Genomic DNA, 12,966 nt, shown 5'->3' with positions numbered 1-12,966 from the left:
TAGCAGGTAGCAACGCACGTGCCTCGCGGCCCGTCCGGCATTGCGCCGGACGGGGCGTCGCATATCGCCTCTTAACGCGAGATCGGCTTGTAGCGCAGACGCTTCGGCCGCGCGCCTTCCTCGCCGAGACGCGCGCGCTTGTCCGCTTCGTATTCCTGGTAGTTGCCGTCGAAGAACGTAACTTGCGAGTCGCCTTCGAACGCGAGGATATGCGTCGCGATGCGGTCGAGGAACCAGCGATCGTGCGAGATCACGAGCACCGAGCCGGCGAATTCGAGCAGCGCGTCTTCGAGCGCGCGCAGCGTTTCGACGTCGAGGTCGTTCGACGGTTCGTCGAGGAGCAGCACGTTGCCGCCCGCGATCAGCGTCTTCGCCAGATGCAGACGACCGCGCTCGCCGCCGGACAGATTGCCGACGATCTTCTGCTGGTCGCCGCCCTTGAAGTTGAAGCGGCCGATATAGGCCCGCGACGGCGTTTCGTACTTGCCGACCGTCAGCACGTCCGCCCCACCCGAGATTTCCTCGAACACAGTCTTGGTGCCTGCGAGCGCTTCGCGGCTCTGGTCCACGTAAGCGAGCTTGACGGTCGGGCCCTTCACGATTTCGCCCGAATCGGGTTGTTCGCGGTCGGTCAGCATGCGGAACAGCGTGGACTTGCCGGCGCCGTTCGGACCGATGATGCCGACGATCGCGCCCGCCGGAATCTTGAAGCTGACGTTATCGAGCAGCAGACGATCGCCGTACGACTTGCTGACGTTCTTGAACTCGATCACTTCATTGCCGAGGCGGTCGCCGACCGGAATGAAGATTTCCTGGGTTTCGTTGCGCTTCTGGTAGTCCTGGCTGTTCAGTTCCTCGAAGCGGGCGATACGCGCCTTCGACTTCGCCTGGCGGCCCTTCGGGTTCTGGCGCACCCACTCGAGTTCCTTCTTGATCGCCTTCTGGCGGGCCGATTCCGACGACTCTTCCTGCTTCAGCCGCTCTTCCTTCTGATCGAGCCAGCTGCTGTAGTTGCCCTTCCACGGAATGCCGTGGCCGCGGTCGAGTTCGAGAATCCACTCGGCGGCGTTGTCGAGGAAGTAGCGATCGTGCGTGACGGCGACCACGGTGCCCGGGAAGCGCGTCAGGAACTGCTCGAGCCATTCGACCGATTCCGCGTCGAGGTGGTTGGTCGGTTCGTCGAGCAGCAGCATGTCGGGCTTTTGCAGCAGCAGCTTGCACAGCGCCACGCGGCGCTTTTCACCGCCTGACAGATGCTCGATCTTCGCGTCCCACGCGGGCAGGCGCAGCGCGTCGGCGGCGATTTCGATCTGCTGCTCGGCGCTGCCGTCGGTCGCGGCGAGGATCGCTTCGTACTTCGCCTGCTCGGCGGCCAGTGCGTCGAAGTCGGCGTCCGGCTCGGCGTAGGCCGCGTAGATTTCGTCGAGCTTCTTCTGCGCGTTGAACACGTCGCCGAGGCCTTCCTCGACCGCTTCACGTACGGTTTTCTGCGGATCGAGCTGCGGCTCCTGCGGCAGATAACCGATGTTCAGGTTCGGCATCGGCGTCGCTTCGCCTTCGATCTCCGTGTCCACACCGGCCATGATGCGGATCAGCGTCGACTTGCCCGAGCCGTTCAGGCCGAGCAGGCCGATCTTCGCGCCGGGGAAGAACGATAGCGAAATGTCTTTGAGGATCTGGCGCTTGGGCGGCACGATTTTGCCGACCCGGTTCATGGTGAAAACGTATTGGGCCATTTGCTTGCAGTAGACGTTGACGACGCCGGCCGCATCCGGGCGGGCAGTCGGGGGTGAATGGGTAATCGGTGTGAGCGCCGGGCGGAACACCCGGCGCCGGCCGGCGCGGCGTCGGATTCGACGACGCTGCCGCGCGCGGCATGTGGTTCAGGTGGCATTGTACTTCGCGGCGGCGGCCGGGCGGCAGGGGAGGCCCCGGCGGCGGGCCCGGTCGCGCGCCATCTCGCGCACCTTCTCGCCGCTCCTCAGAGCCATTGCGCGACGCCGCCGTGTCGCGAGCAGGTGCCGCTGTGATGCCGGCTGAAGCTGTAGCTGCCATCGCGGCAGAGCGCGCTCGCGCCTTCGGGGACCTTGCCCGCTAACGAATGGGCCGGCGCATGCACGGTGTTGCCGTCGCGGTTCGTGTACGTGTTGTGGTTACCGAGGTTCGATTCGTCAGGGTTCGTGCCCGGCGCGACGTAGGCGAATGCCTCCGCAGCGCCCAACAGCAGCGCCGCGGCGATGACCGCGGATGGGCACAAGGTCCTGAGGGCCAGGCTCGTCACAGGCTCCCCGAAGCGTGGCGCCGCGTTGTCGTTCGTTGTTGTTCGAGCTCCGGCGCGAGCCGCTCGAAGCCGCCTCAGTTTGCGCGCCGTCCCGTCGCCGGGTCGAAGAAGTGCAGATGCTGCGCGGGCAGCACGACCTGCAGCGCCTCGCCGGCCGCCGGACGATGCGCGTGCGGCAGCCGCGCGGTTACGTCGTGCTTGCCCCAGCGGCCGTGCGCGAGATTGTCCGCACCGAGAATCTCGCAGGAATCGACGCTCAGCGTCGCCTGCGGTGCGTTGGCCGTGCCCGGGCTCAGATGCTCGGGGCGAATGCCGAGCGTCCATTCGCGGCCCGTCGCGACTTCGCGGCCGATCGACGGCACGCCCGCGAGCGGCAGCTTCGGGCCGTTGCCGGCGACGTCGAAGCTCGAGCCGTCGTCGGATATGCGACCGTCGAGCAGATTCATCCCCGGCGAGCCGATGAAGCTCGCAACGAACACCGTGGCCGGCCGCTCGTAGACTTCGGTCGGCGCGCCGATCTGCTCAGCGTGGCCCTTGTTCATCACGATCACACGCTGCGCCAGCGTCATCGCTTCGATCTGATCGTGCGTGACGTACAGGCTCGTGGTCTTCAGGCGCGCATGCAGGCGCTGGATTTCGAGGCGCATCTGCACCCGCAGACGCGCGTCGAGATTCGACAGCGGCTCGTCGAATAGAAACACCGCCGGCTCGCGCACGATCGCGCGACCCATCGCAACGCGCTGGCGCTGCCCGCCCGACAGCTCGCGCGGCTTGCGCTGCAGCAGCGCGCCAAGTTCGAGAATCTGCGCGGCGGCTTCGACGCGCTTCGCGATCTGCGCGCGATCGACGCCCGCGATTTTCAGCGCGTAGCCCATGTTCTCGGCCACGCTCATATGCGGATACAGCGCATAGTTCTGGAACACCATCGCGATGTTGCGATCTTTCGGCTCCAGCTCGTTGACGACCTTGCCGGCGATCGAAATGCTGCCGTCGGAGATACGTTCGAGCCCGGCCACCATCCGCAGCAACGTCGATTTGCCGCAGCCGGACGGCCCGACCATTACGACGAATTCGCCGTCGGCCACGTCGACGTCAATGCCGTGCAACACGAACTGTTTGCCGTCGTAGGTTTTCTTAACGCTTTGCAGAGTCAGTGCAGCCATGCCGTTCTAGCCTTTGATTTTGAGTACTTGTCGCAGTCCGCCATACCGGATCATTTTTCCGTATCGACGAGGCCGCGCACGAACCAGCGCTGCATCGTCAGCACGACGACGAGCGGCGGCAGCATCGCGAGCAGCGTGGCCGTCATCACCAGATGCCATTCGGTCGCGGTATCGCCCGAGGCGATCATCCCCTTGATGCCGATCACCGCGGTGGTCAGCGACTGCTGGCTCGTGATCAGGATCGGCCACAGATACTGGTTCCAGCCGTAGATGAAGGTGATCACGAAGAGCGCCGCCATCGTGGTGCGCGACAGCGGCAGCACGACGTCCCAGAAGAAGCGCAGCGCGCCCGCGCCGTCGATGCGCGCGGCTTCCATCAGTTCGTCCGGCAACGTCTTGAAGAACTGGCGGAACAGGAACGTCGCGGTCGCCGACGCGATCAGCGGCAACGTCAAACCGGTGTACGTATTGCTCAGATGCATCGACGACACGACCTGCACGGTCGGGAAGATCCGCACTTCGACCGGCAGCATCAGCGTGATGAAAATCAGCCAGAAAGCGGCAGTGCGAAACGGAAAGCGGAAGTAGACGATCGCGTACGCGGAGATCATCGACACGGCGATCTTGCCGATCGCGATCACCAGCGCCATCACGAGGCTGTTGAACAGCATGCGATTGAACGGCGCCGCCGCATTGCCGGTGCCGTGCGTCCAGATCGTCGCGATGTTCTCGAACAGATGCGTGCTCGGCACGAGCGACAGCGGCACGGTGAACACTTCATGCTCACTCATCGTCGCCGCGCAGAACGCGACGTACACCGGAAACACCACCAGCGCGACGCCGACGATCAGCACCGCGTGACAGAACAGGTCGAACCCGCGTCGGTTCTCGATCATGAGTATTGAACCCTGCGTTCGATGAAGCGGAATTGCACGACGGTCAGCGCCACGACGATGATCATCAGCACGACCGACTGCGCGCCCGAGCTGCCGATGTCGAGTCCCTGGAAGCCTTCGGCGAAGATCTTGTAGATCAGCGTGCGGGTGGCCTGGCCGGGGCCGCCGCCGGTCGCCGCGTCGATCACCGGGAAGGTGTCGAAGAACGCGTAGGTGATGTTGATCACCAGCAGGAAGAACGTGGTCGGCGACAACAGCGGCAACGCGATGCCGAAAAAGCGGCGCACCGGACCGGCGCCGTCGATCGCGGCCGCTTCGATCAGCGAGCGCGGAATCGCCTGCAGGCCCGCGTAGAAGAACAGGAAGTTATAGCTGATCTGCTGCCAGACCGACGCGAGCACCACGAGGAACATCGCCTGACCCGGGTTCAGCGCGTGATTCCACACGATGCCGTATTTCGCGAGCGCATACGTGACGAGGCCGATGCTCGGGTTGAACAGGAACGACCACAGCACCGCGGCGATCGCGGGGGCGACCGCGTACGGCCAGATCAGCAGCGTTTGATAGGCCTTCGCGCCGCGCGTCACGCGATCCGCGCAGACCGCGAGCAGCAGCGAGATCACGAGACCCGACACGGTGACGAGCGTGCAGAACACGATCGTCGTGTTGAACGACGCCAGATACAGCGGATCGGCGAACAGCTGCTTGAAGTTCGTCAGTCCGACGAACTGGCTCGAGGTGCCGAACGCGTCCTGGCTTTGCGTCGATTGCCAGAGCGCGACCCCGGCCGGCCACAGGAAGAACACCAGCGTGATGAGCAACTGCGGCGCGACTAGCAGGTAGGGCAGCGTGCTGGTGCCGAAGTAGGAGCGCTTTTCCATCTGGATTTCCAGGGTGTGATGCAACGACCTCGGGTTCCGGCGCGGGAGCGTCGGAACCCAGCTGGCAGGCGATGCTTAGTTACCGGCCTTTTCGAAACGGCGCAGCAGGTCGTCGCCGCGCGCGACGGACGAGTCGAGCGCCTGTTGCGGCGTCTTCTTGTCCGCCCACACCTGCTCGAGTTCTTCGTCGATCACGGTGCGGATCTGCGGCATGTTGCCCAGACGCAGGCCCTTCGTGAACGGCAGCGGCGGCTTGTTCAGCATCTGGCGGATCGCGGTCTCGGTGCCCGGGTTCTTCTCGTAGAAGCCCTGCTGGCGCGTCAGATCATATGCGGCGGTCGTAATCGGCAGATAGCCGGTGTCCTGATGCCACTTCGCGGCGACCGGCGGCGTGGCCAGATACGCGAGGAACTTCGCGACGCCCTTGTAGACGGCCGGGTCCTTGCCCGACAGCACCCACAGGCTCGCCCCGCCGATGATGGCGTTCTGCGGCGCGCCCTTCACGCTGTCGTCGTACGGCATCATGCCGGTGCCGAAAGTGAACTTCGCGTATTTCTTGATCGTCGCGAGCGAGCCCGACGAGTTCGTGATGATGCCGCAGTCGCCGCTATAGAACTTCGACATCGCCTCGTCCTTGCGGCCGACATAGGTGAAGGTGCCGTCCTTCACCATGCTCTGCAGAAACTGGATGTGCGCGACCTGCAGCGGCTTGTTGAATTCGAGCTGTGCGTCCATGCCGTCGAAGCCGTTGTTACGCGACGCGAACGGCGCCGCATGCCACGCGCTGTAGTTCTCCAGCTGAATCCAGCTCTGCCAGCCCGACGAGTAGCCGCACGACATGCCGGAGGCCTTCAGCTTCTGCGCGTCGACGTGCAGCTCGGCCCAGGTCTTGGGCGGCTGGTTCGGATCGAGGCCGGCCTTCTTGAACGCATCCTTGTTGTAGTACAGCACCGGCGTCGAGCTGTTGAACGGCATCGAGATCAGTTCGCCGGTCTTCGAGTCGCTGTAGTAGCTGGCGATGGTCGGCACGAAGGCTTTCTGATCGAGCGGCACGCCCGCGTCCTTGAATACCTCGGTGACCGGGACGATGGCTTTCTTCGCCTGCATCATCGTCGCGGTGCCGACCTCGTAGACCTGCAGGATCGCCGGCGCGTTGCCGCTGCGATAGGCGGCGATGCCGGCGGCGAGGGTCTGGTCGTAAGTGCCCTTGAACACGGGCACGATCTTGTAGTCGCTCTGCGATTTGTTGAAGTCGTTCGCGATGTCGTTCAGGCGTTCGCCCAGTGCGGCTTCCATCGCATGCCAGAACTGGATCTCGGTCGCGGCGTGGGCCGCCTGGCTGACGCCGATGCTCAATACGGCGGCGACGGATAGTGATCGGAACAGCGGCTTGTAATTCATCGATTTATCTCCTGTTCGGAAGGGCGCGGACGCGAATCGCGCGATTCTATTTGTGTTCGATGACATTCCGGCGTCGGATGCCGGGCGGCGCGCGTCATGGGTGGTGGCGTGCCGGAAGCCGAAATTTAGCATTGGCTGTCACGGAAAGGAAATAAAGCGGCGGCCGGACGAGATCCGCGGCGCTCCGCTACATACAGGCGACTGCAATAAAAAAGCCCGCAAGAAGCGGGCTTTGCTGAGCGCAGGCGGAGGACGTTTCGCGCTTACACGTTGAACAGGAAGTTCATCACGTCGCCATCGTGTACGACGTACTCCTTGCCTTCCGCGCGCATCTTGCCGGCTTCCTTCGCGCCTTGTTCGCCCTTGTAGGTGATGTAGTCGTCGAAGCCGATCGTCTGCGCGCGGATGAAGCCGCGCTCGAAGTCGGTGTGGATTGCGCCGGCCGCCTTGGGCGCCGTGTCGCCGATGTGGATAGTCCATGCGCGCACTTCCTTCACGCCGGCGGTGAAGTAGGTATGCAAGCCGAGCAGCTTGAAGCCCGCGCGGATCACGCGGTTCAGCCCCGGCTCGTGCATGCCCATGTCGGCGAGGAACACTTCCATGTCGGCTTCGTCGAGGTCGGCGATTTCCGCTTCGATCGCCGCGCACACGGCCACGACCGGCGCGCCTTCAGCGGCAGCGAACTTCGTGACCGCGTCGAGGTGCGGATTGTTCTCGAAGCCGTCTTCCTTCACGTTGGCGACGTACATGGTCGGCTTCGCGGTAATCAGGCAGAACGGCTTGAGCGTGGCCTTTTCTTCATCGGTCAGTTCGAGCGCGCGGACCGGCTTTGCCTGGTCGAGTTGCGCGCGGACCTTCTCCAGCACGGCGACGTTCTTCGCAGCTTCCTTATCGTTGCCCGACTTGGCCGCCTTGGAATAGCGCGCGAGCGCCTTCTCGACGGTGGCGAGGTCGGCAAGCGCGAGTTCGGTGTTGATCACCTCGATGTCCGACAGCGGATCGACCTTGTTGGCAACGTGAATCACGTTCTCGTCCTCGAAGCAGCGCACGACGTGCGTGATCGCGTCGGTTTCGCGGATGTTCGCGAGGAACTGGTTGCCGAGGCCTTCGCCCTTGCTCGCGCCGGCGACCAGACCGGCGATGTCGACGAACTCGACCACGGCCGGCAGGATGCGCTCCGGCTTGACGATTTCGGCGAGCGCCTTCAGACGCGCGTCCGGCACCTCGACGATGCCGACGTTCGGCTCGATCGTGCAGAACGGATAGTTTTCGGCGGCGATGCCCGCCTTGGTCAGCGCGTTGAAGAGGGTGGACTTGCCGACGTTAGGCAAGCCGACGATGCCGCATTGGAGGCTCATGGAAATCCTTCAGTGAATCAGTAGGTTGCGTGATGCGCTCGACGCTGCGCGCGGATTCGGCAAGCCTTCGCGTAGGGTGGGGCGCGGCAGGCTCAGCGGAGCGGACACGTCACCGAATCGGGGCGTTGGCTCGACGATTGGGTGCGAGTTTTCACGGAAAGCGCAATTGTAACCCGTTCGCCCGCGCGTACCGGCCGGCGGATTTGCGCAAAGCCACGGTAGAATCGTCAGTTCAGAGCCGGCAGAGCTCAATTTCCGGGGGAACAGCGTGCGAATCATCAAATGGGTCGGAGTCGGCGTCGTCGCCGCGATCGTGGTGGGCGTTGTTGCGACATGGGTCGCGCCGAATTTCGACGAAGCACAGGCCACCACGGACCGTCAGACGATCGATTGCCTGACTGTCCATCTGTCGCGCGAAGATCGCGCCGACATCGCGCGGTTCGCTGACAAGAACGATTCCGACTCGCTGTGGCACGTGTTCGACCGCGTGTTCCCCGATTGCGCGGTGCGTGGCGATCAGCGCGATCGCAAGGCCGAGCTCGAAGCGGCCGCGTGGCGCATCCTTTCTTCCGATCGCGATTTCATGCGCATGCGCGAGGCGAACGCGGCGCTCGCGGCGAGCGCCGCGGCGCATTAGCACGACGCATCGCGGCCGCGCGCCCACCCGCACGGCACGCAAATGCGCGTGACCGCCAACGCCTGAAGCGCGGGTCGCGCCAGCGGCCGGCGTCAGAGCCGCGCAGTCCCGCCGACAACCTCGCGCTGCGACCCAACACGATGTCCGGCGCGGGCCCGCGAGGCCCCGCGCACAGAGCCCAAATGCCGCGCCCGTCGATCCGTCCCCCGCACCCCCCGCGGCTATAATGCGCGCATGAACGCACACCACCAGACCTTTGATGCCGTCGTGATCGGCGGCGGGCTCGTCGGCAAGACCGCGGCGCTCGCGCTCACGCAAGGCGGACTGCGCGTTGCACTGCTCGCGCAGCCTTGCGCGGCGCTGCCCGCCGGTGCCGTCTTCGACTCGCGCGTCTATGCGTTGTCGTCGAGTTCGCAGGCGTTGCTCGAACGGCTGCGGGTCTGGCAGGCGCTCGATCACACAAGGCTCGGTCCCGTCTACGACATGCGCGTCTACGGCGACGCGCATGCCGAGCTGCATTTCTCCGCGTTTCAGGCATCGGTGCCGCAGCTTGCGTGGATCGTCGAGTCGTCGGTGATCGAACGCGCGCTCGATGCCGCCCTGCGCTTCCAGCCGAACCTCACGTGGATCGACACGCGCGCACAGGCGCTCGATTTCTCCGTCGACAGCGCGAGCGTCGGCCTCGCGAACGGCAGCGTGCTCGGAGCGGACCTGGTGGTCGGCGCGGACGGCGCGCACTCGTGGGTGCGCGCGCAGATCGGCTCGAAGATGGTGCGCCGCGACTACCGGCAGACCGGCGTGGTCGCCAATTTCAAGGCCGCGAAGCCGCACGGTGAAACCGCGTATCAGTGGTTCCGCGACGGCGAGATCATCGCGTTGCTGCCGATGCCGGACGGCCACGTGTCGCTGGTCTGGTCGGCCCGCACCGAACACGCCGAGCAGTTGCTCGCGCTCGATCCCGAGCGGCTCGCCGCCGAAGTCGAGCACGTGAGCGGTGAACAGTTCGGCGCGCTCGACTGCGTGACGCCCGCGCAGGGCTTTCCGCTCGCGTTGCAGACCGTGGACCGGCTCGTCGCGCCGCGCGTCGCGCTGGTCGGCGATGCCGCGCATCTGATCCACCCACTGGCTGGGCAGGGCATGAACCTTGGCTTGCGCGACGTCGCCGCGCTCGCGGGCACGATCGGCAACAAGGAGTCGTTCCGCGATCTTGGCGACATGGTGCTGCTGCGTCGCTATGAACGTGCGCGTCGCGAAGACATCCGCGCGCTGATGATCGCCACCGACGGCCTGCAGAAACTGTTCTCGGTGCCCGGTCCGCTCGCGCGCGCCGTGCGCAATACCGGCATGGCGTTCGTCGGTGGGCAGCCGTTCATCAAGCGCTGGCTGGTGTCGGCCGCGCTGGGGTAAACCTCGAGGAGGCGCCGCGCGGATAGCCGATGGCCGGCCACGGGCGCCCGGGACAGGTATCATGATCGGATCGACGCGCTGCGATCCGCCCCTAATCCGATCCCGATCAACCTGATCGAGCCTGATTGAACCGATAGGCGGGCCGAAACGCGCGGCCGGAACGTAATAAACGCGCACGCTGCGCGACTGACCCAGGACTCCAGCATGAAAAAGACCTTTCGCATCGCCGCCGCCGCGCTCGCGATTGCTGCCGCCACGCTCGGCTGCTCGGCGCAGGCCGACCAGACCACCGACAAGCTCAAAGCCACGCTGCAATCGCGTCTGTCCGACGTGACGATCAAGAGCGTGTCGAAGTCGCCGATCGCGGGCCTGTACGAAGTGAACCTCGGCACGCAGATCGTCTACAGCGATGCGAGCGGCGATTACCTGATGCTCGGCGACATGGTGGACTCGAAGACGCGCAAGAATCTGACCGAGGCTCGCTTGTCGGAAACCAACCGCATCGACTTCGCGAGCCTGCCGTTCGGCAACGCGGTGAAGGTGGTGCGCGGCAACGGCGCGCGCAAGATCGCGGTGTTCTCCGATCCGAACTGTCCGTACTGCAAGCAGCTCGAAAAAACGCTGCTGTCGATCGACAACGTGACGGTCTACACGTTCCTGTACCCGGTGCTGTCGCCGGATTCAACGGCCAAGTCGAAGTCAATCTGGTGCTCGGCCGATCGCGCGAAGGCCTGGGAATCGTGGATGCAGGATCGTCAGGCGCCGACCGCCGCGGCCACCTGCGACACCGGCGCGATCGACAAGAACCTCGCGCTCGGCCGTTCGATGAACGTCGAGGGCACGCCGACGGTGTTCCTCGCCGACGGCCGCCGTCTGCCCGGCGCGGTGCCGGCCGACCGGCTCGACAAGGAACTGTCGGCCGTGCACTGAACAGCGCGCTGCACGCAGCGCCACGCACGCCCCGGGCGCGCAACAGATGCAACGTTCAAACGAAAGGAGGCGCACGCAGCGCCTCCTTTCGCATCGAGTCCCGAACTTCTTCGCCTCACTCTCCTGACACTCCCAAGCGCCGCCGATGAAGCCGATCCGCTACACCATCGTTCCGAATAATCCCGCCGCCCACCTGTTCGAAGTTACCGTGACCGTCGCCGATCCTGATCCGGCCGGCCAGCGTTTCATGCTGCCGGTATGGATTCCGGGCAGCTACATGGTGCGCGAGTTCGCGCGCAACATCGTCACGCTGCGCGCGGTCAACGACGCTGGCCGCAAGGTGCGCGTCGAGAAGATCGACAAGCACACGTGGCAAGCGGCGCCGGTCAAGGGCGCCTTGACGCTGCGCTACGAGGTGTACGCATGGGACATGTCGGTGCGCGCCGCGCATCTGGACGACACCATCGGCTTTTTCAATGGCACGAGCGTGTTCCTGTCGCCGCTCGGCCACGAAGACGCGCAGTGCGTGGTCGATATCCAGAAGCCGCAGGGCGCCGAGTATCGCGACTGGCGCGTCGCGACCGCGTTGCCGGAAGCGCGCGGCACAAAGCGCTACGGCTTCGGCGAGTACCGCGCGCAGAACTACGACGAGCTGGTCGACCATCCTGTGACGCTCGGCGAATTCGCGCTCGCGACGTTCAAGGCGCACGGCGTGCTGCACGACGTCGTGATTGCCGGTCGCGTGATCGGACTCGACATGGAGCGATTGTGCAAGGACCTCAAGCGCATCTGCGAGGCGCAGATCGCGTTGTTCGAACCGAAGTCGAAGCAGGCGCCGGTCGAGCGCTACGTGTTCATGACGCAGGCCGTCACCGACGGTTACGGCGGCCTCGAGCATCGCGCGTCGACCGCGCTGATCTGCAATCGCACCGATCTGCCGGTGCAGGGCCGCGACGCGATGAGCGAGGGCTACCGGACCTATCTCGGTCTGTGCAGCCATGAATATTTCCACACGTGGAATGTGAAGCGGATCAAGCCGGCCGTGTTCGCGCCATATGACCTCAGTGTCGAGAACTACACGTCGCTGTTGTGGCTGTTCGAAGGCTTCACGTCGTATTACGACGACCTGATCCTCGTACGCAGCGGCGTGATCTCGCAGGACGACTATTTCGGGCTGCTCGGCAAGGTGATCGGCGGCGTGCAGCGCGGCAGCGGGCGGCTGAAGCAGAGCGTCGCCGAAAGCTCGTTCGACGCGTGGGTCAAGTACTACCGGCAGGACGAGAACGCGCCGAACGCGATCGTCAGCTATTACACGAAGGGCTCGCTGATCGCGCTTGCCTTCGACCTGACGATCCGCGCGCAGACCGACAACCAGAAGTCGCTCGACGACGTGATGCGTCTGCTGTGGAAGCGTTTTGGCCGTGATTTTTATCGCGGCAAGCCGGTCGGCGTCGACGAAGGCGAGATCGAGGCGATTTTCGCGGAAGCGAGCGGCGCGCAACTGGCCGAACTGTTCGCCGAGGGCGTGCGCGGCACGCGCGATCTGGCGCTCGATACGCTGCTCGCGCCGTTCGGCGTGACGCTCGCGCCGGACCTCGACAAAAACGGCAAGCCGTCGCTCGGCGTGCGGCTGCGCGGCGGCGCGGATTGTGCGCTCGCGACCGTGCACGAAGGCAGCGCCGCGCAGAAGGCGGGCCTGTCCGCCGGCGATGTGCTGATCGCGCTCGATGGCCTGCGCGTGACCGGTGGGAATATCGATGCTCTGTTGACGCGCTACCAGCCGGGCGCGAAGGTCGAGGTGCACGCGTTCCGCCGCGACGAGTTGCGCGTCATGCAGGTGAAGCTCGACGGTCCCGAAGTGGCGCGCTACAAGCTCGCGGTCAGCGATCAACGTCCCGCCGAGCGCAAAGCCCGCGAGCGCTGGCTGGCGAAGTAATCGGCGCGGCGGTGGGCCGCATCGGGCGGCCCACCCATCGTCGCCCGTCCCGTCGTCAATCGACGGAGGAGGGCGG

The 12,966-nt window shown here is 65.0% G+C and carries 11 protein-coding genes; 4 read left to right on the top strand and 7 right to left on the bottom strand.

Annotation, left to right across the window (positions count from 1 at the left end; all coding sequences use genetic code 11):
• Positions 1-71 precede the first annotated feature (71 nt).
• The 7 genes from ettA to ychF form a co-directional block, all read right to left on the bottom strand.
• The gene (gene ettA, locus L0U84_RS17740) at positions 72-1,736 is read right to left on the bottom strand and encodes an energy-dependent translational throttle protein EttA (protein ID WP_233851475.1); all 1,665 of its coding nucleotides are present in this window, start codon (positions 1,734-1,736) and stop codon (positions 72-74) included.
• A 245-nt stretch (positions 1,737-1,981) separates the two neighbouring features.
• A complete protein-coding gene (locus L0U84_RS17735) occupies positions 1,982-2,281 on the bottom strand; it encodes a DUF3761 domain-containing protein (RefSeq protein ID WP_233851474.1) in 300 nt (99 codons plus the stop codon).
• Positions 2,282-2,355: 74 nt separating this feature from the next.
• Positions 2,356-3,444, bottom strand: a complete 1,089-nt coding sequence (locus L0U84_RS17730) for a sn-glycerol-3-phosphate import ATP-binding protein UgpC (protein ID WP_233851473.1) — start codon at positions 3,442-3,444, stop codon at positions 2,356-2,358.
• Positions 3,445-3,494: 50 nt separating this feature from the next.
• Positions 3,495-4,340, bottom strand: a complete 846-nt coding sequence (gene ugpE / locus L0U84_RS17725) for a sn-glycerol-3-phosphate ABC transporter permease UgpE (protein WP_233851471.1) — start codon at positions 4,338-4,340, stop codon at positions 3,495-3,497.
• The gene (ugpA, locus tag L0U84_RS17720) at positions 4,337-5,221 is read right to left on the bottom strand and encodes a sn-glycerol-3-phosphate ABC transporter permease UgpA (protein ID WP_233851470.1); all 885 of its coding nucleotides are present in this window, start codon (positions 5,219-5,221) and stop codon (positions 4,337-4,339) included. Before ugpA ends, ugpE begins: the two co-directional genes overlap by 4 nt.
• A 75-nt stretch (positions 5,222-5,296) precedes the next feature.
• Positions 5,297-6,622: a sn-glycerol-3-phosphate ABC transporter substrate-binding protein UgpB gene (gene ugpB, locus L0U84_RS17715; protein WP_233851468.1), complete on the bottom strand. Its 1,326-nt coding sequence runs from the start codon at positions 6,620-6,622 to the stop codon at positions 5,297-5,299.
• Positions 6,623-6,885: 263 nt separating this feature from the next.
• Positions 6,886-7,980 (bottom strand): redox-regulated ATPase YchF, encoded by a 1,095-nt coding sequence (ychF, locus tag L0U84_RS17710; RefSeq protein ID WP_233851466.1) that lies wholly within the window; start codon positions 7,978-7,980, stop codon positions 6,886-6,888.
• A 268-nt stretch (positions 7,981-8,248) separates the two neighbouring features.
• Here ychF and L0U84_RS17705 point away from each other — a divergent pair, with 268 nt between their 5' ends.
• From L0U84_RS17705 to L0U84_RS17690, 4 genes are all read left to right on the top strand, one after another.
• Positions 8,249-8,617, top strand: a complete 369-nt coding sequence (locus L0U84_RS17705) for a hypothetical protein (RefSeq protein ID WP_233851464.1) — start codon at positions 8,249-8,251, stop codon at positions 8,615-8,617.
• Positions 8,618-8,851: 234 nt separating this feature from the next.
• Positions 8,852-10,024, top strand: a complete 1,173-nt coding sequence (locus L0U84_RS17700) for a UbiH/UbiF family hydroxylase (RefSeq protein ID WP_233851462.1) — start codon at positions 8,852-8,854, stop codon at positions 10,022-10,024.
• A gap of 204 nt (positions 10,025-10,228) precedes the next feature.
• Positions 10,229-10,954 (top strand): DsbC family protein, encoded by a 726-nt coding sequence (locus L0U84_RS17695; protein WP_233851461.1) that lies wholly within the window; start codon positions 10,229-10,231, stop codon positions 10,952-10,954.
• A 145-nt stretch (positions 10,955-11,099) separates the two neighbouring features.
• Positions 11,100-12,890 carry a M61 family metallopeptidase gene (locus L0U84_RS17690; RefSeq protein WP_233851460.1) on the top strand — a complete coding sequence of 597 codons (1,791 nt, stop codon included), beginning with the start codon at positions 11,100-11,102 and terminating at the stop codon, positions 12,888-12,890.
• Positions 12,891-12,966: the final 76 nt, after the last annotated feature.

The organism is Paraburkholderia sp. HD33-4, assembly GCF_021390635.1.
Classification (GTDB): Bacteria; Pseudomonadota; Gammaproteobacteria; order Burkholderiales; family Burkholderiaceae; genus Paraburkholderia.
This window is presented reverse-complemented; position numbering and strand designations above follow the sequence as displayed.